Origin of the sequence: Microbacterium sp. CFBP 13617, assembly GCF_014839445.1 — a bacterium.
In the GTDB taxonomy this organism is placed as follows: Bacteria; Actinomycetota; Actinomycetes; order Actinomycetales; family Microbacteriaceae; genus Microbacterium.
On sequence record NZ_JACYNW010000002.1, the window covers coordinates 52199 to 72525 of the forward strand.

Consider the following 20327-nt stretch of genomic DNA (forward strand, 5'->3'; position numbering starts at 1 on the left):
GGCGGGTCGCCGCGCCTGGCGCGGATGCATCGGTGCTCCGCGCCCGACGTGGGCGGGTTGTCGCGTCAGTACTCGGCGCGACCCGTGCGCCAGTAGCCCATGAACGCCACGGCGCGGCGGTCGACGCCGCGCTCGGTGACGAGGTGCCGGCGCAGCGCCTTGATCGCCGAGGCCTCGCCCGCGAGCCAGGCGTAGAGCGGGGCCTTCTTCAGCGCCGCGCCGCCCTTGGCCGTGCGGGGAACCTCCCAGAGCATGTCCTCGTCGATGTCGATCTCTTCGACCTCGTCGCCGTGGCCCTCGGGGGTGAGGGCGAAGGCCGCGTCGCGCGTCGCCGTGACCAGGTGCGCGTGGCGGTCGCCGCCCGCGCGGGCAGCGATCCGGAACGAGAAGCCCGGGTGCCGCGGGAGATACGCGCAGTCCTCGGGCGTGGGTACCTCGAGCACGACCGTGCCGGTGGCATCCGGGGGCAGCTGCTCGAGGATGACGGCGATGGCGGGAGCTGCGGTCTCGTCGCCGGCGAGCAGGTACTCGCCGGTCTGCGCGGGCGGAACGAAGTCGACGCCGAAGCTCACGTCGGTGAGGGCGATGGTGGGGGCGAAGATGAGCACCTCGTCGCCGGGGCGCGCGTTCTCGATCCACGCCGAGGCCGGTCCGATCACCTCGTGCGCGACCATGTCGATGTCGACCTCACGGTCGCCGCGTCGCACCGCCCGCGTCGTGTAGGTGCGGAAGGGCAGGCGGTGCTCGTCGGGCAGGGCGCGCCAGTCGGTCCACCAGTCCGCGCCCGTGGGCATGGCATCCAGCCCCAGGTCCTCGGTGGGGAAGACCACCTTGATGCGCTGGTCGAAGCCGGGGTCGCCGTACTCGTGCAGGTCGTCGCCGGTGAAGGTGAACCGACGGAAGCTGGGGGTGAGGTCGGTGATGCGGGCGACGCGGACGCGGAAGAACCGCGCGGTGTCAGGAGTGGAGGGCATCGAGGGTCTCCGGCGAGGCGTCGGGGGCGGGAACGCGGGGGCTCACGTGGTGGCGACCGCGGGGGAGGACGAGGGGCGTGCCCGAGACGGGGTCGGGGACGACGAGGGCATCGAGGCCGAAGACGTCGGCGATGAGCTCGGAGGTCATGACCGCGCTCGGGTCTCCGGCGGCGACGATGCGGCCGTCGCGTAGGGCCACCAGGTGGTCGGCGTAGCGCGCGGCCATGTTCATGTCGTGCAGCACCATCACGGTGGTGGTGCCGCGGTCGCGGTTGAGGTCGGTCAGCAGGTCGAGCACCTCGACCTGGTGGGCCACGTCGAGGAAGGTCGTCGGCTCGTCGAGGAGCAGGATGTCGGTCTCTTGCGCGAGAGCCATGGCGATCCACACCCGCTGGCGCTGGCCGCCCGACAACTCGTCGATGGAGCGGTCGGCGAGGTCGCTGATGCCGGTGGCCGCGAGAGCCTCGGCGACGACCTCGTAGTCGCGCGCGCTCCACCGCGCCAGAGCGCGCTGGTGGGGGTGGCGTCCCCGGCCGACGAGGTCGGCGACGGCGATGCCCTCGGGGGCGATCGGGCTCTGGGGGAGCAGACCCAGGATGCGGGCGATCTCTTTGGAGGGCCGCTCGTGCAGCGCCTTCCCATCGAGGACGACGCGCCCGGTCTTGGGGGGCAGCAGGCGCGCGAGGGCGCGCAGCAGCGTGGACTTGCCGCACCCGTTCGCACCGACGATGGCGGTGATCCGCCCGGCGGGCAGCTCGAGGTCGAGCTCGTCGATGATCGTGCGGTCGCCGTACGAGAGGGTGAGCTTCTCGGCCGAGAGCGTGCGGTTAGCAGTCACGAGAGGCCTCCCCGGTCGGCGTGGGTCGGCGGGACGGTGCTTCGGGTCGCGATCACAGCGAGCCTCCGGAACGGTTCGTTCTGATGAGCAGGTAGATGAGGTAGGGGGCACCGAGCACGCCGGTGATGACGCCGACGGGGTAGCGGTTGTCGAAGGCGAACTGGCCGATCAGGTCGGAGACCATCACGAGCAGCGCCCCGACGAGTCCCGCGGGCAGCAGCAGCGAACCGCCCGGGCCGATGAGTCGCGCGGCGATGGGGCCGGCCATGAAGGCCACGAAGGCGATGGGACCGCTCGCGGCGGTGGCGACGGCCAGCAGCACGACGGCGCCGACGATGAGCAGCAGGCGCGTGCGCTCGACGCGCACGCCCAGCCCCGCCGCGGAGTCGTCGCCGAGGCGCAGCACGGCCAGACCACGGGTGTTCGCGACCATGAGCGGCACGATGACGACGACGGCGATCGCCAGGGGGAGCAGGCGCCCCCATGAGGCGTTGTTCAGGCTGCCGGTCAGCCACTGCATCGCGGTCTGCAGGTCCCAGTTGGCCGCGCGGGTGAGCATCCAGGTGGTGACGCTGTCGAGCATCGCGGCGACGCCGATCCCGATGAGGACGAGCCGGGTGCCGGTGAAGGCTCCGCGGCGCGAGAGCAGGTAGATCGCTCCCGCGGTGCCCAGGGCGCCGACGAGGGCGAAGGCCGAGACCGCGGCATCCGAGAGAGAGAAGCCGACGATGGCGACGACGGCGAAAGCGCTCGCCCCCGACGAGATGCCGATGATGTCGGGGGAGGCCAGGGGGTTTCGCAGCATGGTCTGGAACGTCACGCCCGCCATGCCGAAGGCGAGGCCCGCGAGAAGACCGAGGCTCGCGCGGGGGAGGCGCAGCTCGCCGATGGTGAAGGACGCGCCGGGCACGGTCTGCCCGAGGAGCACCCGCACGACCTGGTCGGGCGTGTAGAAGGTGTTGCCGACCATCAGGGTGATGACGAAGGTGGCGACCACGGCGGCGACCAGGATGCCGGTGACCGTGGTGCGTCGACGGGCGCGGCTGCGTCGGCCGCGTACGAGGGCGGCGACGTCGGGTGCGGCGGCTCCGGACGCGGCCGCGGCGGGCGTGGCGACCCGGGGAGTGAGGGGGGTGCGCACGGTGGTCCGGCCGTCGCGGGTGTCGTGGGCGCTCACAGCTCGCGTACTTTCTGCCGACGCACGATCCAGATGAAGAACGGCGCTCCGATGAGGGCGGTGAGGATGCCGACCTCGATCTCGGTCGGACGAGCGACGAGGCGCCCGATGACGTCGGCGCCGACGAGCAGCACCGCCCCGCCCAGGGCCGAGAAGGGGACGAGCCAGCGGTGGTCGGTGCCGATCAGCAGTCGGCAGACGTGCGGCACGACCAGACCCACGAAGGCGATCGGGCCGGCGACGGCGGTCGCCGCCCCCACGAGCACGACGGCGCCGGCCGAGGCGACCAGACGGGTGCGCCCGACGTGCTCGCCGAGGCCCGTCGCGACGTCGTCGCCGAGCGCGAGGGAGTTCATGCCGCGCGAGCACAGGAGGCAGACCAGCGCGCCGGCGGCCAGCACGGGGATCACGACCTGCACGCGGTCCCACGTGGCGCCGCCGATACCGCCGATCTGCCAGAACCTGAACGTCTCGAGCAGATCCACCCGGGGGAGCAGGATCGCACTCGAGAGCGATCCGAACGCGGCCGTGGTCGCCGCTCCCGCGAGGGCGAGCTTGAGCGGGGTCGCGCCTCCGCGTCCGAGCGAGCCCACGGTGTAGACGAACACCGCGGCGACCGCCGAGCCCACGATCGCGAAACCCAGGTAGCCGAACGAGCTCGACAGGCCGAAGAAGGCGATGCCGGTGACGACCGCGAGCGAGGCTCCGGCGGACACACCGAGGATGCCGGGGTCGGCGAGCGGGTTGCGGGTCACGGCCTGCATCGTGAGACCGGCCATGGCCAGGGCCGCGCCGACGAGCAGGCCCAGGACGGTGCGGGGGATGCGCGTCGTCACCGCGGCTTCGCCGACCCCGGTGCCGCCGGTGAAGGCCGAGACGATCTCGGTGATCGACACGTCGCGCGTGCCGAAGGCGACGGATGCCACCGACACCACGACCACGCCCACCGTGAGCACCAGCAGCCAGAGGAGCCGTCGGCTCGCCGGGCGCCGCAGGGAAGCGGCATCCGGGAGCACGTCGACGACGGTGGAGCGGGAGGTCACGATGGGCGCGGTCCGGTGTGCGGGGTGGGGGATCAGCCGACGGCGGCGGTGAGCAGGTCGAGGTACCGGCTGAAGCCCCAGCTGATCGACAGCGGCGAGGGGTTCGCCGAGGCCGCGAGGGGCGTGCCGTCTTCGAGGACCGCGATATGGCCGGCGGCGATGGCGGGGATCTTCGACAGCAGCGGGTCGGCCTGCAGCTGAGCGACGGTCGAGCCGTCGGTGTTGCCGTAGGTGATCCACAGGCCCACGTCGCTGAAGGTATCGGCCTCTTCAGCGCTGATCTCGCTGTAGAACGCGTCGATCTCAGCCGAGGTCTTGCTCACCTGTGCGGGCACGGGCATGCCGAGCTCGTGCAGGTAGCCCGCGCGCGGGTCGTGCGAGGTGTAGTAGGTGATCTTGCTCATGTTGGTCGGGTCGGTGAACGCGAACAACGGCGCGACGTCGGCGAGGGCGGGATGGGCGTCGAACGCCTCCTGCGACTCGGTCTTGATCTGGTCGATGAGGGCGTCGCCCTCGCTCTCGAGCCCGAGGGCCTTCGAGTTGAGCTGGATCATCTGGTCGAGCGTGGTTCCCCAGGCGGCGTCGGGGTAGGCGACGACGGGGGCGATCTTCGACAGGGTGTCGTAGTCCTCCTGCGTCAGGCCGGAGTACGCGGCGAGGATCACGTCGGGCTGCGTGTCGGCCACGGCCTCGAAGTCGATGCCGTCGGTCTCGTCGAAGAGCACGGGGGTCTCACCTCCCAGCTCGGTCAGCTTGTCTTCGACCCAGGGGAGGATGCCGTCGCCGTCGTCGTCGCCCCAGGTGGCCTTGGCCATGCCCACGGGCACGATGCCGAGGGCGAGGGGGACCTCCTGGTTCGACCACGCGACGGTGGCCACGCGCTCGGGCTTCTTCTCGATCACGGCCTGGCCGAGGGCGCTGTCGACCGTGACGGGGAACACGCTGTCGGACTCCTGAGCCGCCCCGCCTTCCGACGTTGCGGGCGAGCCGGCGCAGCCGGCGAGAACGAGGGCGGAACCGGCGGCGAGAGCAGCCAGGGCGCGGAATCGGGACACAGAGAGCCTCCTGTGATCTAAGTAAGGACAGGCTTAGCTTATGTCCTCGATCGGGTGAGAACGCAAACCCGCGGCCCCGCTCCCGCGCCGATCGTCTCGACACCGAGGTATCGACGGCGACCACCCCGCGCCCGGATCGGGTGCGCGTCCACGACCGCCGGGACGGGGCTTTCGGGGCGCTGTCGGAATGCGTGCAGGAAGCCGCCGTATACTGGGTGGCTGGCCTGCTGGGCCACCCACCCCCAACCCCGAAGAACGGACGTTCGCTGTGCTCGCCGTGCACGACCTCGAGATCCGCGTGGGTGCCCGCGTGCTCATGTCCGACGTGGCGTTCCGCGTCTCCGACGGCGACAAGATCGGCCTCGTCGGGCGCAACGGCGCGGGGAAGACGACCCTGACCAAGGTGCTCGCGGGCGACCTGCTCCCCGCGAACGGCGGCGTCGACCGCGTGGGCGAACTGGGTTACCTGCCGCAGGACCCCCGCTCGGGCGACCCCGAGATGCTGGCCCGCACGCGCATCCTCGACGCCCGCGGCCTCGGCTCGCTGGCGCTCGGCATGCACGAGGCCTCGATGGCGATGGGCGACGACGACCCCGCCGTGGCCGCGAAGGCCATGAAGAAGTACGGCACCCTCACCGAGCAGTTCGAGGCGCAGGGCGGGTACGCAGCCGAGGCCGAGGCGGCATCCATCGCCCACAACCTCTCTCTTCCCGACCGCATCCTCGAGCAGCCGCTGAAGACCCTCTCGGGAGGACAGCGTCGCCGCATCGAGCTCGCGCGCATCCTGTTCTCGGACGCCCAGACGATGATCCTCGACGAGCCGACCAACCACCTCGACGCCGACAGCGTCGTGTGGCTGCGCGAGTTCCTCAAGGGGTACAAGGGCGGGCTCATCGTGATCTCGCACGACGTGGAGCTGGTCGGCGAGACGGTGAACCGCGTGTTCTACCTCGACGCGAACCGTCAGGTCATCGACGTCTACAACATGAACTGGAAGAACTACCTGCGCCAGCGGGTGGCCGACGAGGAGCGCCGCAAGAAGGAGCGCGTCAACGTCGAGAAGAAGGCCACCGCTCTGCAGCTGCAGGCGGCGCGCTTCGGCGCGAAGGCCTCGAAGGCCGCGGCCGCGCACCAGATGGTCGCGCGCGCCGAGAAGATGCTGTCGGGACTCGACGAGGTGCGCGCCGAAGAGCGCGTGGCGAAGCTCCGCTTCCCCAAGCCCGCGCCCTGCGGAAAGACCCCGCTCATGGCATCAGGACTGTCGAAGTCGTACGGCTCGCTCGAGATCTTCACCGACGTCGACCTCGCGATCGACCGCGGCTCCCGCGTGGTCATCCTGGGCTTGAACGGTGCGGGGAAGACGACGCTGCTGCGTATCCTCGCCGGTGTCGACCAGCCCGACACCGGTCAGCTCGAGCCCGGGCACGGCCTGAAGGTCGGCTATTACGCCCAGGAGCACGAGAACCTCGACGTGAATCGTTCGGTGCTCGAGAACATGATGTCGTCGGCGCCGCACATCACCGCGACCGAGGCCCGCAAGGTGCTGGGCTCGTTCCTGTTCGTCGGCGACGACGTGCTGAAGCCCGCCGGGGTGCTCTCGGGCGGCGAGAAGACCCGTCTGTCGCTCGCGACCCTCGTGGTGTCGTCGGCGAACATGCTGCTGCTCGACGAGCCCACGAACAACCTCGACCCGGCCTCGCGCGAAGAAATTCTCGGGGCGCTCTCGCACTACGAGGGTGCCGTCGTGCTCGTCTCGCACGACGAGGGGGCCGTCGAGGCGCTGAACCCCGAGCGCGTGCTGATCCTGCCCGACGGCGTCGAAGACATCTGGGGTCGCGACTACGCGGACCTGATCACGCTGGCCTGATCACGCTGGTCTGATCGCGCCGGTCTGATCGCGCTGGTCTGATCACGCTGGCCTGAGCGCGGTCGTCACGAACGCGCCCGTTGCTGACGGCGTCCTCGATTGCGGAGCTGACTGCGCGCGGCGGCGGTCGAGGCCCGTCGCGCTCACCTCGCGTCGAGCAGGGCGTCCTCGTCGTCGGCATCGCGGTCGCGGGGGAGCTTGCGCGAGCGGTGCAGGGCGACCGGGTCGACGCGGCGGCGGCCCTCGTCGGCGCGCACGGGCGCGGCGGCGGGAACGACGTCGTCATCGTCGTCTTCGGCGTCCTCGCGGCGCAGGCGCCGTTCGCTCACGATCACGTAGGTGATGAACCCGAAGCCCATGAGGGCGAAGAGGATCCACTGGATCGCGTACGACAGGTAGGGGCCGGGATCGTTGCTCGGGGGGTCGACCGTCAGCGGCGCGGTCGCCGGGGCGGGGGTCTCGGACATCAGCAGTCCGTACGCGCCGGGCTCGAGGGGACCCGTCTGCTCGGCCACGAGACCGAGGTTGATGGTGGGAACCTGGCCGGCTTCCGCGGTGCGGCCCGACGTGGGGGCGGCCTCGCCCGGACGGAGGCGGACCTCGACGGTCACCTCGCCGGACGGCGGGTCGGGGATGTCGTCGGGGAGCGACTGGCTGTTGCCGGGCGGGAGCCATCCGCGGTCGACGAGCAGCGTGCGTCCGTCGTCGAGGCGGAAGGGCACGAGCTGCTCGTAGGCGGCGGAGCCGCCGTGGGCGCGGTTGCGCACGAGGAGCTGTTCGTCGGCGAGGTACCGGCCCTCGAGGCGCACGGGCCGCCACTCGTCGGAGGGGGTGAGCTCCGCGCCGGGCGCGAGCAGATCGCCCAGGGCGACCGGGGTGGCGTCGTAGTTGTTCGCCACGAGCTCCAGCTGTTCGCTGCGCTCGGCATTGCGCGAGAACTGCCAGTTCGACAGGAAGGCGCACGCGATCGCGAACAGGATCGCCACGCCGACGTACATGGCCCAGCGCGCGGCGGCGGGGGTCTCGCGGGCGCTCACGCCGCACCGTCCCTCTGCCGCGTCTCGCGCGCGCTCACCTGCAAGCTTTCGGCCACGCCTTCCAGCGTACGTCGATCGGCGGCGTGCGCGAGTTCATCCCGCGTCTCGCGCGAGGGCGGCGACGTCGACCGGAAAGTCCCGGGCGTGGAGGAACTCGCGGAGATAGGCCACGTGGGCGTCGCAGGCGACCCAGGTCTTCCTGCGGTCAGCGGCGTGGATGCGGGGATTGCGCCAGCCGATGACCCAGACGGCGGTGTCACGGCATCCGGCCCGCGAGCACTCGGCGGCGGCCTCGGTCACGACCGGTCGTCGCGCGGCGGGGCGAGACGCGGGCTCTCGGCGATGCGGATGACGAGCGGCTCGTCGGCGGCGGGAGCCGGCGTCGGCGCGGCCGCCCGCGGTGCGTCGATGGCGCGTTCGGGGTTGATCGCGGTGCTCGGTGCGGCGTCCTGGCCGACGTTCGCCACGATCACGGCGAGGTAGGGCAGGAAGATCGCCCCCGCGGCGAACACGAAGGTGTACCAGCCGTAGGGAGTGATGACCGCCATCGCGATGAAGCAGGCGATACGGATCCCCATCATCACCATGTACTTGGTGAAACGGGAGTCGGCGTCGTCCCGGGGTGCCTTCGGGAGCGACGTCGCGGATTGGGCACGGGACGGTGTCTTCACAGTGAGACCACAGTACGCCCGTCACGAACGCACGGGGTGGGCGGACGCCACGTCTGTTCGACGTCGTGACAAGCGCGTCGCCCCCTCCCCGTGCGGTCGGCGCGGGAGGTGCCGCGGCCTCAGGAGTATCGCGACCCGGGTGCGCTCGCGAGCGCTCCGATGAAGATCGCGAACGCGATGATGGCCAGCACGCCGAGGGCGAGCGTGGCGTAACCGATGATCACGCCGGCAAGGGCGAGGCCGCGGCCCTTCTCTCCCCGGGACTTGATCTGCGAGAGCGAGATGTGCCCCATCACCACCCCGGCGATCTGGCCGATGACCGGCAGCACGAACACCCCGGCCAGCGACGCGATGAACGAGACGATCGCGAGGGTGTTGGTGCGCGCTGCGGCGTAGCCGTAGCCGTAGGCGGGCGCACCGTAGGCCGCGGTCGCCTGGTCGTACGCGGGTGCACCGGAGGGGGAGTCGTATGCCGGGGCGCCGTAGGCGGGGGCCCCGTAGGCCGGTGCGCCGTAGGTGGATGCCGCGTCGCCCGCCACGTCATAAGGCGGGGTGGCGGGGGCACCGTACGCCGGGGCGGCCGGGGCGGAGCCGTACGGCGCGTCGGGAGCGGCACCGGGGGCCGGAGCCGGGGTGGCCGGGGCCTCGGAGGCCAAACCGGATGCCGACGGGGCACCGTCGCTCGGCGCGGCGTTGCCGCCGTCGAACGGGCTCGCACCGGGAGAGGGGTCGCCCGTCGGGGGAGCGTACGGCGATACCGGCAGCCCGGAGGCGTCGGCGCTGGCGTCGGACGAACCGGCGGGCTGGTTCGGGTCGGTCGTGCGGTCGTCGCTCACGGGGTCCCTTTCATCGTGCGTCGCTCCAGAGTTCCAGCGCCGCTCGGGCCGTGTCAAACCTCGGGGCTCGCGGGAGGCGGGCGGTGGTGTGGTGGGGGCGCGCGGAGAGGTGGCGTCGGGTTCCCCCGCGCCCGTCGTCGTGGGGGCCATGCTCCGCGCCCGGCACCCGCGCTCCGCGCCTCATGCCTGCGCCCTGCGCCTCACGCCTGCGCCCTGCGCCTCACGCCCGCACCCACCCCCGCGCTCCGCGGCCCGGACGTCGGCTCGGTAGGCTGAGTCGGTTCCGTCCCTCGCAAACGCAGGAGTCTCACCCATGTCTCAGGACCGCGTCGTCGTCGTCACCGGTGGAAACCGGGGCATCGGTCGTGCCATCGCCGAGCGGTTCGTCGCGGAGGGATGGCGTGTCGCCGTCACCGCGCGTTCGGGCGAGGGCCCCGAGGGCACTCTCACGGTGCGCGCCGACGTCACCGACGCCGCCGCCGTGGACGCCGCCTTCTCGCAGGTGGAGGCCGAGCTCGGACCGATCGCCGTGGTCGTGGCCAACGCCGGCGTCACGAAGGACACTCTGCTGCTGCGCATGACCGAGGACGATTTCGACAGCGTCGTGAACACGAACCTCGGGGGAGCGTTCCGCGTGGTCAAGCGTGCCTCGAAGGGCATGCTGAAGGCACGGTGGGGCCGCGTCATCCTCATCTCCAGCGTCGTGGGACTGTACGGTTCGGCGGGTCAGATCAACTACGCGGCGTCGAAGAGCGCGCTCGTCGGTTTCGCCCGCTCACTCACGCGCGAGCTCGGGGCGCGCGGGATCACCGCGAACGTCGTCGCTCCGGGCTTCATCGAGACCGACATGACGGCCGAGCTTCCGGCCGACACGCAGGCCGACTACAAGAAGAGCATCCCCGCGGGGCGCTTCGCCTCTCCCGACGAGGTCGCCGGTGTCGTCACCTGGCTCGCCGGCGATGACGCCGCCTACATCTCGGGCGCCGTGATCCCGGTCGACGGCGGCCTCGGCATGGGGCACTGACGAGGGCGGACCCTCGTCGCTCTGAGGACACCGTCCCGCGTCGGTACCGGCCGGCTCGTCAGCCGATCGCCGCGTCGATCGCGCTCGCCAGCGCATGCGGCTGAGCGAACTGCGGCCAGTGACCGCCGGGCAGCTCGACGATCTCGAGGTCGTCGATCGCGTTCATCTCGGCTGCCCACGGAGGTGACCCGGCGAGCGTCGCGCGCAGGTCATCGGCCGACAGGGTGCACGTCACGACGGTGACCGGGATGCCGTGACGGCGGTCGTCGTGGAGCGAGATCGGGTCGGTGGGGATACGCGCCGGAACGGAAAGCATCTCGTCGTCGGCTCGCCGGCGCGCGTCGGCGTCGAGGTCGGCGACCTCGACCTCGTCGAACGAGGCCCAGCCGGGGAAGGGCACGACGCCGTCGACGACTGCGAACTCCCAGATCCCTGCGCCGTCGGTGGGAGCGAACGTGTCGACGAGGATGACGCGAGCGACGCGCTCGGGGCGTGCGTCGGCCGCGCCCCAGATGACGTTGCCTCCTCCGGAGTGCCCGACGAGGACGACCGGCTCGTCGCCCTGATCGATCACGCGGGTGACGTCGGCGATCCAGTCGGCGATACCGAGGTGCGCGGAACCGCTCGCGGCGATGCCCACGCCCGGCAGGGTGAGAGCTCGCGGACGGTGACCGAAGTGGGTGAGGTGGTTGGCGACCGTGTCCCAGGACGACGCGGTGAGCCAGAGCCCGGGAACGAGGACGATCTCCATGCCTCGAGGGTAGGACGCCCCACCGACATCGGCCAGGGGCGACCGGACGCGGGGCGCGGTGAGCCGGAGCCCGGTGCCGTCGAGGGGCTCGCTCACCTCGTCGATCGCCCGCAGGCAGGATCACGCGGGCGGGTGTGAGCCCCGTTGCGTCAGCGCGGCAGCAGCGCGATGACCTGGGCCAGGTCGACGTCGCCGATCACGAGGTCGGCGCGCTCGCGCACGGCGGGCTTGGCGTTGAACGCCAGACCCAGGCCCGCGGTCGCCATCATCTCGAGGTCGTTCGCGCCGTCGCCGATCGCGAAGGTGAGCGAGAGGGGCACGCCGTGTTCCGCCGCCCAGGCGCGCAGCGTCTCGGCCTTCGCCGTGGCATCCACGATCGCGCCGTCGACCTCGCCGGTGAGCGCGCCGTCGGCGGTGACGAGCCGGTTGGCGCGCCAGACGTCGACTCCCAGGTCGGGGGCGACGGTGTCGAGCACCTCGTGGAACCCGCCCGACACGACGCCGACGACCCCACCGCGCTCGTGCACGGCGGCGATGAGTTCGCGCACGCCGGGCGTGGGTTCGATGCGGGCGATCGCCCGGGCGAAGGCCTCGGTCGGCACGCCCGTGAGGGCGGTGACCCGCGAGCGCAGGCTCGTGGCGAAGTCGACCTCGCCGCGCATCGCGGCCTCGGTCGCCGCAGCCACCTCGGCGCCTCGGCCGGCTTCGTCGGCGAGGAGTTCGATGACCTCGTTGCGGATCAGGGTGGAGTCGGCATCGAGCACGACGAGGAATCGGGCGGGCGCAGGCACGCGCTCGACCCTAGCGGGTCGGACCGCGGGTCCCGCGTCGCGCGGCGTCACGCGCGGTGCCGTCACCGGCATCGCCGCGTAGGCTTTCGCGGTACCCCGAACCCCTCAGAAGGGACCCTCCATGGCCGATGTCGAGAGCTTCACCCTGGATCACACCGCCGTGCTGGCGCCCTACGTGCGCCTGATCGGCACGGAGTCGGGCCCGCGCGGCGACGTCATCTCCAACTTCGATCTGCGCCTCGTGCAGCCGAACGAGCAGGAGATCCCCACGGCCGGGCTCCACACGATCGAGCACCTGCTCGCGAGCCTCGTGCGCGACCGCATCGAGGGTCTCATCGACATCTCGCCGTTCGGATGCCGCACCGGCTTCCACGTCATCATGTGGGGCGAGCCGGCGGTCGCCGACCTCGTCGACGCCATCACGGGCTCGCTGCGCGCGATCGCCGACGACGTGCAGTGGGATGACGTGCCCGGCACCGACGCGTTCAGCTGCGGCAACTACCGCGATCACAGCCTGCACAGCGCCCGCGAGTGGTCGAAGGTCGTGCTCGAGAAGGGCATCAGCCGCGACGCGTTCGCGCGCGTGGGCGTCTGATCTGACGTCGGTGCGGAGGCGGTGATCAGCCGCGACGCGTTCGCGCGCGTGGGCGTCTGAGCGTCGCCCCATAAGAACGCGGAAGGGGCGGTGACCATCGCGGTCACCGCCCCTTCCGGCATCCAGGATCCCGGCATCCGGGGTCTGGATCGCGCTCACGCGTGGACGTGCACGTCCTTGCCGACGACGGTGATGCCCGTCTCGGTGACGGTGAAGCCGCGGGCCAGGTCGCGTTCGCGGTCGACACCGATGGTGGCGCCCGGTTCGAGCACGACGTTCTTGTCGAGGATCGCGCGGTGGATGCGGGCTCCCGCGCCGACCTGCACGCTGTCGAACAGCACCGAGTCGGTGATGGTCGAGCCGCCACCCGCCAGGGCCCAGGGGCCGACGACGCTGCGCTCGAGGTGGGTGCCCGAGAGCACCGAACCGAGCGAGACGATCGAGTCGATCGCGTTGCCGATGCGTCCGACCGAGTCGCGCACGAACTTCGCCGGCGGGGCGTTGAACGTCTGGGAGTAGATCGGCCAGTCGGTGTTGTACAGGTTGAAGATCGGCAGGGTCGAGATCAGGTCCATGTGGGCGTCGTAGAACGACTCGATCGTGCCCACGTCGCGCCAGTACGAGCGGTCGCGCGGCGTGGAGCCCGGAACGTCGTTGCGCTGGAAGTCGTAGACGGCCGCTTCGCCGCGGTCGACGAACCAGGGCACGATGTCGCCGCCCATGTCGTGCGCCGAGGTCGGCAGCTCACCGTCGTGCGTGACGGCTTCGACGAGCGCATCGGCGTCGAAGATGTAGTTGCCCATCGACGCGAGCACCTCGTGCGGGGCGTCGGCGAGACCGGTGGGGTTCTGCGGCTTCTCGAGGAACGCGCGGATCTTCGTGGGGTCGGTCGGATCGGTGTCGATCACGCCGAACTGGTTCGCGAGCCCGATGGGCTGACGGATGCCGGCCACCGTGGCGCGCGCGTCGGAGGCGATGTGCGCGTCGAGCATCTGCTTGAAGTCCATGCGGTACACGTGGTCGGCACCGATGACGGCCACGATGTCGGGCTTCTCGTCGCGGATGAGGTTCATCGACTGCAGGATCGCGTCGGCCGAACCCGAGAACCATCGCTTGCCGAGACGCTGCTGCGCCGGCACCGACGCCACGTAGGCGTTCAGCATCGGCGACATGCGCCAGGTCTGCGAGATGTGGCGGTCGAGGCTGTGCGACTTGTACTGCGTGAGCACGACCAGCTGACGCAACCCCGAGTTGATGAGGTTGGAGATGGCGAAGTCGATCAGGCGGTACTGACCACCGAACGGCACGGCGGGTTTCGCGCGGTCGGCCGTGAGGGGCATGAGACGCTTTCCCTCGCCGCCGGCGAGGATGATTCCGAAGACCTTCGGCGCTGCAGGCATGGCACCACACTAGGGGTCGAAAACTCCCGCGACTACACGCGGCGCGTCGCTTGACGGGTGTACTACCGTTCGTGTCATGCGCGTCGACATCGTGACCAAGGAATACCCGCCGGAGATCTACGGCGGTGCGGGTGTCCACGCCACCGAACTGGTGCGCGCGCTGCGTGCCGAGGGCACCGAGGTGCAGGTCCGCGCCTTCGGTGCGGCGCGCGACGAGGACGACACGACGTCGTACGGCGTCCCGGCGGAGCTCTCCTCCGCGAACGGCGCGATCCAGACGCTCGGCACCGACCTCGAGATCGTCTCCGACATCGCCGGCGCCGACGTCGTGCACTCCCACACCTGGTACGCGAACTTCGCCGGACACCTCGCGTCGCTTCTGCACGGCATCCCGCACATCGTCACCGCGCACAGCCTCGAGCCGCTGCGCCCGTGGAAGGCCGAGCAGCTCGGCGGCGGCTACGCCGTGTCGAGCTACATCGAGAAGACCGCGTACGAGGGGGCCGCTGCGGTTGTCGCGGTGAGCTCGGGCATGCGCGACGACATCCTTCGCAGCTACCCCGCTCTCGACCCCGCCAAGGTGCGCGTGATCTACAACGGCATCGACACCGAGTCGTGGCATCCGGTGTCGGACGACGCGTTCCTTTCGTCGGTCGGCATCGACCCCGCGCGGCCCTCGGTCGTGTTCGTCGGGCGCATCACCCGTCAGAAGGGGCTGCCCTACTTGCTGCGCGCGGCGGAGCAGCTGCCCCCCGAGGTGCAGCTGGTGCTGTGCGCGGGGGCGCCCGACACCCCGCAGATCATGGCCGAGGTGCAGGAGCTCGTGCGTGGACTGCAGGCCACGCGCGACGGCGTCGTCTGGATCGACCGACTGCTGCCGCGGGGCGAGCTGTGCGCGATCCTCACCTCGGCGACGACGTTCGTGTGCCCCTCGGTCTACGAGCCGCTGGGCATCGTCAACCTCGAGGCCATGGCGTGCGGTGCCGCGGTCGTCGGCACGGCGACAGGGGGAATCCCCGAGGTCGTCGTCGACGGCGTCACCGGCCGTCTCGTGCCGATCGAGCAGGTGCAGGACGGCACGGGCACTCCCGTCGACCCCGAGCGCTTCGTCGACGACCTGGCCCGCGTGCTCACCGAGGTGGTGACGGATGCCGAGACCGCCCGCGCCTACGGACAGGCCGGTCGCCAGCGCGCCATCGACGACTTCAGCTGGGCGGCGATCGCCGAGACCACGGCGGCGCTGTACGCGGAGGTGGCGGGGAAGTAGCGGGCGGCGCCGTCGGGTGCGCGCGGTACGCCGAGGTCTCGGGCCTCGCGGTGCCGCGGCGCCTCACCGCGCGAGCCGCGTCGCACCCGGCCCGGCGGGTCGGGGCCAGTAGGCTAACCCCATGCCGCAGGTGCTCGAATTCTCCGATGTCGTCGTCCGCCGCAACGGTCGGGACATCGTGTCCCACCTCGACTGGACGGTCTCGGATGACGAGCGCTGGGTCGTCCTCGGACCGAACGGCGCCGGCAAGACCACGGTGCTGCAGCTCGCCGACACGCTCCTGCATCCCACCTCGGGCTCCGTCACGATCCTCGGCGAGCAGCTAGGGCGCACCGACGTGTTCGAGCTGCGTCCGCGCATCGGTTTCGCCTCGTCGGCGATGGCCCGCCGCGTTCCGCCCGAGGAGAGCGTGCTCGACGTGGTGCTCACCGCCGCGTTCTCGGTCGTGGGGCGCTGGCGTGAGGACTACGACGACATCGACGAGCGACGCGCGCTGCGGGTGCTCGCCGAGTGGAAGCTCGACCACCTCGCCGACCGCACGTTCGGCACGCTCAGCGACGGCGAGCAGAAGCGCGTGCAGATCGCCCGCGCCGTCATGACCGACCCCGAACTGCTGCTGCTCGACGAGCCCACGGCCAGCCTCGACCTCGGCGCGCGCGAGGAACTGCTCGCGCTGCTGTCGGGATACGCGCAGGCGCCCACGACGCCCGCGATGGTCATGGTGACGCACCACGTCGAGGAGATCCCCGTCGGCTTCACGCACGTGCTGCTGTTGCGCGACGGCGAGGTCGTGGCATCCGGACCCCTCGATGAGGCCCTCACCGCCGAGAACCTCTCGTCGACGTTCGGGCTGAACATCACGCTGACGCACGAAGCCGGCCGCTACGCGGCGCGCGCGGTCTGAGCGCGACCGGCGTTCGCGCGCGGGCCTGGTAGACTCTTCCGTTGGTGCCTACGGCGCCGCCGACTTTGACGTCCTGGCAGAATCCAGGGCACCACTTCTCAAAGGACCTCCCATGCAGACTGACATCCACCCCACGTACAAGGCCGTCGTCTTCCGCGACCTCGGTTCGGGCGACACCTTCCTGACCCGTTCGACGGTCTCGAGCGACAAGACGATCGAGCTCGACGGCGTGGAGTACCCCGTCATCGACGTGGAAATCTCGTCGGCCTCGCACCCCTTCTACACGGGTAAGCAGCGCATCATGGACTCGGCCGGTCGCGTCGAGAAGTTCAACCAGCGCTTCAAGAACTTCGGCGGTCGTTGATCCCCACGGATCCGTCGCGAAAGCCCCTCGTCCTTCGGGACGGGGGGCTTTTTTCGTTCTCGTCAGCGCGGCGCGGCGGGGGAGGTGTGCGGTGGGAGCGAGGGGGCGTGTAGTGCGAGCGTGGATCCGTTGGGTGCGAGCGAGGAGTCCCGCGGTGCGAGCTCGGGCTTGTCCGACAGTGCTCTAGCGTTGAGGTGTGGCTGGTGTAGGAGAGGTGGCGGTGGAAGAGCTGCCCGGGTTCGTGGCCCTCGAGTGGCGCGAGTTTCGCTACGTGCAGGTTGCCGAAGCAGCGGCGTCTTCGCGGGGATGGTTCCATGACCTCCTCGATGTCGCTGAGACTCTGCCACTGCCTGCCGAAGGTGGTTGCGTCGAGGAGCGGGTACTCGTTCGCACTCCGGATGGCTTGGTGTTCGCCGGACTCTCTTATCGGGGCGACATCGAAGGGTGGCGGCGGTACGTTGAGGCGATCGCGCGTCATCGGCACTGTGTGATTGCCTTGATCGAAGGCAACGAGTTGGCCTGTAGTGACGGTCGTCGGTATCGACTCGCGGACTGTATCCGGCGGTTTGCATAGTCGCCAGCGCCGGTCTGCCGGGGCTGTTGCGGCGTTCGCTTCGGTCTACTGGACTCCGGTCAGATGGCTGGTCCAGGCGATGACTGCGTTGAGGACGGCGACGGAGCGCGCGGGCCACGCGAAGCTGCTGCATCAGTGGCAGGAACATTGCCATCCGGTGACGCCAGGTCCACGCCGTCTGCCAGGGTCCAGACGCCCCGAACCTTCGTCAGACATGCCCTAGCCGCGCGGCACGAGCGAGCCTGACCGTTCGTACCCTCCCAGGTCGGCGCGCCGGTCGGTCCACATCCGCTGGTCGCCGCGGACGGCATCCACGAGGGCGGGATCGATGTCGGCGATGGCCACCCCCTCGCGTTCGGTGACGTCGGCGATGCGGCGGCCGAGGGGGTCGAAGATCGCCGAGCCGCCGATGAAGTCGCTCGGGGCGCCGACGAGACCGCTGTAGACGACGTAGATGCCGTTGTCGAGAGCGCGTGCGGCCAGGTGCAGGTCGCGACGGCGTTCGCCACCGGGGAAGTACGCTCCGCTGTTGAGGTAGACGGTGGCCCCTGCGGCGGCCGCGGCGGCAGCGTGCTCGGGGAAGTTCGCGTCGTAGCAGACCGACAGGGCGAGCTCGACGCCGCCGACGTCGAAGGAGTATCCACGTGTTCCCGGGGTGAAGATCGCCCTCTCGGGTGCGTGCAGGTGCTGCTTGGCGTAGGCGGGGTGAGGGGCCCAACCGGGGGCGATCAGCAGGTCGGTGAGAGTGCGGTGCTCGCCGACCTGGAGCGCGGTGTTCACGACGGCGATGACACCGGTCTCCTCGACGGCGCTCTGCAGCGGGTGCAGCCAGGCGAGGTCGTCGAGGTGCGGCAGGACGCCCGCGAAGACGGTCTCGTCGTACCCGGTGAGGAACGCCTCGGGGAAGACGACGACGTCGGCTCCCTGGGCGGAGCCCTCGGCGACGAAGCGGGCGGCACGAGCGACGTTGCGCTCGAGCGCGCCGGGAACGGCCTCAGCCTGGACGGTGGCGATGCGGCAGGTCACGGGGACAGTCTGGCAGGGAGGTGCGGGGGACTCGCGGCTATACAGGCGGGGCGGGGGTGGTGTGCGTGACTGGCGGCCTTGCGGGCGGGGCTGGGGTGGTGTGGGGGACTGGCGGCCGTGCGGGCGGGGCGGGGGTGGTGTGTGCGACTGGCGGCCTCGCGGGCGGGTCGGGCGTGATGCGCGTGACTTACGGTTTCGCGGGAGGGCGGGGGTGGTGTGCGCGACTCGCAGCCTCGGGGGCGGGGTCGGCGGGGTCGGGGGTGATGCGCGATAGGCGCCGTTCCTAGAACGGCGGGGGATCGGTGCCGTAGGTGCCGCCGAGGGGAGACGTCCAGGCCGTGGGGCCGCCGGTCGTGTGCGCGATGTCCCATCGCGACTCGTGGCGTAGGCGATGGTGATGTCGGCACTTCGGGTCGAGGTTGTCGTCGTCGGTGGTTCCGCCGTCGGCCCAGGCAGTGAGATGGTCGATGTCGCAGTCTCGGGCCGCTCGGCCGCAGCCGGGGAAGACGCAGGTGGGCGAGGTGACGCCGAGCCACCGCCGCAGCGCGGCGGGAACGCGATAGGTCTTGCGGTCGAGAACCAGCGGCGCCCCGGTGACGGGGTGGGTGAGGAGCCGGATCCACGAGGTGGCGGTGCCGGCCAGCCGCCGGGCCGTGTCGAGGTCGATGGGGCCGTAGCCCTCCAGCGTCGCGGGCTCGGTGTCGGCGCCGAGAAGGGTGAGAGCGGGAATGGTGACGACGACGGTCGCCGGGGGAGCCGCGCGGAAAGTGCGCGGTGCTGTCCCTGACGTCGGCGCGCCGGCCGGGCGCGCCTCGGCGGCCGTCGTCGCACCCTCAGCGGGAACGGGCGCCTCATCGCTCGTCATCGTGACGAGGTCGGCGAACGCATCCGCTCGCAACTGCGCCAGCGTGCGGTCTTCGTCGTCGCGCGAGCGGAGGTGACGGGCCGCCTGATCGAGCGTGGACATCACGGCTCTCGCCCGATCGGCGGGCAGGAGCGCGTGCAGCGTGGCCATGCCGTCGAGCTCGGGCGTCATCCATACGGCACGGTCGTCTGCGGCGCGACGGTGCCGGGTTTCGAGGGACTCGGCGTGGACGCGCTCGCGCACCGCCCTCGCCGCGACGAAGAACTTCGCGGGCGGGAGGATCAGCGCCCGGGCGCACGCCTCATCGTCGAAGCGATGGAAGGCCGCCGTATCGCCCGCGGGGAGGGTCGACGCCAGGCGAGCCGCGTCGACGGCGTGCTTCTCGGATATGCGACCGTCGCCGAACGCCGCCCAGAGCTGCGGACAACCGCCGACAAGCGTGCGTGCGTGGGCGGCGCGCGTTCGCACGGTCTGCTCCGAGAGGTGCAGCCGCACCGCGATCTCGGCGACGGCGGCGCGTTCCGCGAGGTCGACGCGGTCGCGCCGCACGGCTCGGGGCGTCCGCCCGCGGGCGTCGATCCAGGCGCGGTCGAGCGTGGGGTCGGGCCCGACCCAGGGCGCCGGGTCGAACGCCGCGTCGTCGAGGACCGTGAGAATCAGCCGGTACTCCTCGGCGGTCGCCCGCTGGCGCTCGCTCACGACGGTCTCGAGATGCCCCAGCCGCGCGTCGAGGTCGGAGGCCGCATCGGCCGCGCCGTGACCCCGATCGTGCGGGCTGTGGATCTCGAGGGGCGCGTCTTCATCGGTGGGTTCTGGCGCGGCATCCGTCCACCACTCGACGTCGCCGCACTCGCGCAGCGCTGCCCACTCGGCATCCAGGTCGAGGTCGTCGTCGGTCGGCCACGGCACCCCGTCGCACGCCCGGAACACCGGCGTCGGCCGGTGAGCGGGACGTGCGGTTCGGGTCATGGGAGAACGGTATCGGGGACCTCCGACATTGGCCCGGGGACGGGCGCCGGGGAGGGGGATGGATGCGGGAGCACCGCTCGCCCGGTCCGGCGGCCACCCGGGCGATGCCGGGGAGCGGGCAGAAGTCGGCTCAGGCGGAGCGGCGAGCGGGATGGATGCCGGAAGGCCCCGGAGCATCCAGGCTCGAGGTCACAGGATCGGCCAGGCCCATCGAGCGGAGCAGCCGTAGATCAGCGGACCGGCCGTGCCCCGCCGCTCGGCGCAGCTGCAGATCTACGGATCGGCCATGCCCCGTCGCG

The 20327-nt window shown here is 71.2% G+C and carries 20 protein-coding genes; 6 read left to right on the forward strand and 14 right to left on the reverse strand.

From position 1 onward, the window contains the following. Positions 1-65 precede the first annotated feature (65 nt). The 5 genes from IFU40_RS04755 to IFU40_RS04775 are packed head-to-tail and all read right to left on the reverse strand — an operon-like array spanning position 66 to position 5087. Positions 66-974, reverse strand: coding sequence for a siderophore-interacting protein (locus IFU40_RS04755; protein ID WP_191925585.1), 909 nt, complete (start codon positions 972-974; stop codon positions 66-68). Next, complete coding sequence (locus IFU40_RS04760; protein WP_191925586.1) at positions 958-1812, reverse strand: ATP-binding cassette domain-containing protein; 855 nt, start codon at positions 1810-1812, stop codon at positions 958-960. Before IFU40_RS04760 ends, IFU40_RS04755 begins: the two co-directional genes overlap by 17 nt. 52 nt (positions 1813-1864) lie before the next feature. Continuing rightward, positions 1865-2989 carry a FecCD family ABC transporter permease gene (locus IFU40_RS04765; RefSeq protein WP_342343480.1) on the reverse strand — a complete coding sequence of 375 codons (1125 nt, stop codon included), beginning with the start codon at positions 2987-2989 and terminating at the stop codon, positions 1865-1867. Beyond that, entirely contained in the window at positions 2986-4032 is a 1047-nt protein-coding gene (locus IFU40_RS04770) for a FecCD family ABC transporter permease (RefSeq protein WP_342343481.1), read from the reverse strand. Before IFU40_RS04770 ends, IFU40_RS04765 begins: the two co-directional genes overlap by 4 nt. 32 nt (positions 4033-4064) lie before the next feature. Continuing rightward, positions 4065-5087, reverse strand: coding sequence for an ABC transporter substrate-binding protein (locus IFU40_RS04775; protein WP_191925587.1), 1023 nt, complete (start codon positions 5085-5087; stop codon positions 4065-4067). Positions 5088-5355: 268 nt separating this feature from the next. Here IFU40_RS04775 and IFU40_RS04780 point away from each other — a divergent pair, with 268 nt between their 5' ends. Next, on the forward strand, positions 5356-6954 hold the full coding sequence (locus IFU40_RS04780) for an ABC-F family ATP-binding cassette domain-containing protein (RefSeq protein WP_055837672.1): 1599 nt from the start codon (positions 5356-5358) through the stop codon (positions 6952-6954). Between the two features lie 143 nt (positions 6955-7097). On the opposite strand, the gene IFU40_RS04785 is transcribed toward IFU40_RS04780, so the two are convergent. The 4 genes from IFU40_RS04785 to IFU40_RS16770 form a co-directional block, all read right to left on the reverse strand. Continuing rightward, a complete protein-coding gene (locus IFU40_RS04785) occupies positions 7098-7952 on the reverse strand; it encodes an SURF1 family cytochrome oxidase biogenesis protein (protein ID WP_191926030.1) in 855 nt (284 codons plus the stop codon). A 132-nt stretch (positions 7953-8084) separates the two neighbouring features. Beyond that, positions 8085-8291, reverse strand: a complete 207-nt coding sequence (locus IFU40_RS04790) for a hypothetical protein (protein ID WP_070408059.1) — start codon at positions 8289-8291, stop codon at positions 8085-8087. Then, the gene (locus tag IFU40_RS04795) at positions 8288-8662 is read right to left on the reverse strand and encodes a DUF3099 domain-containing protein (protein WP_083285659.1); all 375 of its coding nucleotides are present in this window, start codon (positions 8660-8662) and stop codon (positions 8288-8290) included. The genes IFU40_RS04790 and IFU40_RS04795 overlap by 4 nt, the downstream gene beginning before the upstream one ends. A 119-nt stretch (positions 8663-8781) precedes the next feature. Further along, complete coding sequence (locus tag IFU40_RS16770) at positions 8782-9498, reverse strand: DUF4190 domain-containing protein (protein ID WP_342343482.1); 717 nt, start codon at positions 9496-9498, stop codon at positions 8782-8784. A 313-nt stretch (positions 9499-9811) separates the two neighbouring features. Here IFU40_RS16770 and fabG point away from each other — a divergent pair, with 313 nt between their 5' ends. After that, positions 9812-10522: a 3-oxoacyl-ACP reductase FabG gene (fabG, locus tag IFU40_RS04805; protein ID WP_070408058.1), complete on the forward strand. Its 711-nt coding sequence runs from the start codon at positions 9812-9814 to the stop codon at positions 10520-10522. Positions 10523-10580: 58 nt separating this feature from the next. Here fabG and IFU40_RS04810 read toward each other — a convergent pair whose 3' ends face one another. Both IFU40_RS04810 and serB read right to left on the reverse strand, forming a co-directional pair. Continuing rightward, positions 10581-11273 carry an alpha/beta fold hydrolase gene (locus IFU40_RS04810; protein ID WP_191925589.1) on the reverse strand — a complete coding sequence of 231 codons (693 nt, stop codon included), beginning with the start codon at positions 11271-11273 and terminating at the stop codon, positions 10581-10583. A gap of 149 nt (positions 11274-11422) precedes the next feature. Continuing rightward, positions 11423-12064 carry a phosphoserine phosphatase SerB gene (gene serB / locus IFU40_RS04815; protein WP_191925590.1) on the reverse strand — a complete coding sequence of 214 codons (642 nt, stop codon included), beginning with the start codon at positions 12062-12064 and terminating at the stop codon, positions 11423-11425. Positions 12065-12185: 121 nt separating this feature from the next. Here serB and IFU40_RS04820 point away from each other — a divergent pair, with 121 nt between their 5' ends. Further along, a complete protein-coding gene (locus IFU40_RS04820; RefSeq protein WP_070408055.1) occupies positions 12186-12659 on the forward strand; it encodes an S-ribosylhomocysteine lyase in 474 nt (157 codons plus the stop codon). 155 nt (positions 12660-12814) lie between these two features. On the opposite strand, the gene glgC is transcribed toward IFU40_RS04820, so the two are convergent. Beyond that, a complete protein-coding gene (glgC, locus tag IFU40_RS04825) occupies positions 12815-14059 on the reverse strand; it encodes a glucose-1-phosphate adenylyltransferase (protein ID WP_055837638.1) in 1245 nt (414 codons plus the stop codon). Positions 14060-14135: 76 nt separating this feature from the next. On the opposite strand from glgC, the gene glgA reads away from it, so the two are divergent. From glgA to IFU40_RS04840, 3 genes are all read left to right on the forward strand, one after another. Then, positions 14136-15326, forward strand: a complete 1191-nt coding sequence (gene glgA / locus IFU40_RS04830; protein WP_055837635.1) for a glycogen synthase — start codon at positions 14136-14138, stop codon at positions 15324-15326. A 121-nt stretch (positions 15327-15447) separates the two neighbouring features. Beyond that, positions 15448-16230 (forward strand): ABC transporter ATP-binding protein, encoded by a 783-nt coding sequence (locus tag IFU40_RS04835; RefSeq protein WP_055940109.1) that lies wholly within the window; start codon positions 15448-15450, stop codon positions 16228-16230. Between the two features lie 112 nt (positions 16231-16342). Next, positions 16343-16594 (forward strand): type B 50S ribosomal protein L31, encoded by a 252-nt coding sequence (locus IFU40_RS04840; protein ID WP_055837630.1) that lies wholly within the window; start codon positions 16343-16345, stop codon positions 16592-16594. 793 nt (positions 16595-17387) lie between these two features. Here IFU40_RS04840 and IFU40_RS04850 read toward each other — a convergent pair. Together IFU40_RS04850 and IFU40_RS04855 are read right to left on the reverse strand one after the other, a co-directional pair. Then, positions 17388-18194 (reverse strand): carbon-nitrogen hydrolase family protein, encoded by an 807-nt coding sequence (locus tag IFU40_RS04850; protein WP_191925591.1) that lies wholly within the window; start codon positions 18192-18194, stop codon positions 17388-17390. Positions 18195-18477: 283 nt separating this feature from the next. Next, positions 18478-20028, reverse strand: coding sequence for an HNH endonuclease signature motif containing protein (locus IFU40_RS04855; protein ID WP_191925592.1), 1551 nt, complete (start codon positions 20026-20028; stop codon positions 18478-18480). Positions 20029-20327: the final 299 nt, after the last annotated feature.

Excerpts from the sequence above, each read along its gene's own strand:
- IFU40_RS04785 (WP_191926030.1), bottom strand. The coding sequence starts at position 7,952 with ATGTACGTCGGCGTGGCGATCCTGTTCGCGATCGCGTGCGCCTTCCTG.
- glgC (WP_055837638.1), bottom strand. The coding sequence starts at position 14,059 with ATGCCTGCAGCGCCGAAGGTCTTCGGAATCATCCTCGCCGGCGGCGAG.
- IFU40_RS04855 (WP_191925592.1), bottom strand. The coding sequence starts at position 20,028 with ATGACCCGAACCGCACGTCCCGCTCACCGGCCGACGCCGGTGTTCCGG.
- IFU40_RS04820 (WP_070408055.1), top strand. The coding sequence starts at position 12,186 with ATGGCCGATGTCGAGAGCTTCACCCTGGATCACACCGCCGTGCTGGCG.
- IFU40_RS04810 (WP_191925589.1), bottom strand. The coding sequence starts at position 11,273 with ATGGAGATCGTCCTCGTTCCCGGGCTCTGGCTCACCGCGTCGTCCTGG.
- IFU40_RS04840 (WP_055837630.1), top strand. The coding sequence starts at position 16,343 with ATGCAGACTGACATCCACCCCACGTACAAGGCCGTCGTCTTCCGCGAC.
- IFU40_RS04835 (WP_055940109.1), top strand. The coding sequence starts at position 15,448 with ATGCCGCAGGTGCTCGAATTCTCCGATGTCGTCGTCCGCCGCAACGGT.
- IFU40_RS04755 (WP_191925585.1), bottom strand. The coding sequence starts at position 974 with ATGCCCTCCACTCCTGACACCGCGCGGTTCTTCCGCGTCCGCGTCGCC.
- fabG (WP_070408058.1), top strand. The coding sequence starts at position 9,812 with ATGTCTCAGGACCGCGTCGTCGTCGTCACCGGTGGAAACCGGGGCATC.
- glgA (WP_055837635.1), top strand. The coding sequence starts at position 14,136 with ATGCGCGTCGACATCGTGACCAAGGAATACCCGCCGGAGATCTACGGC.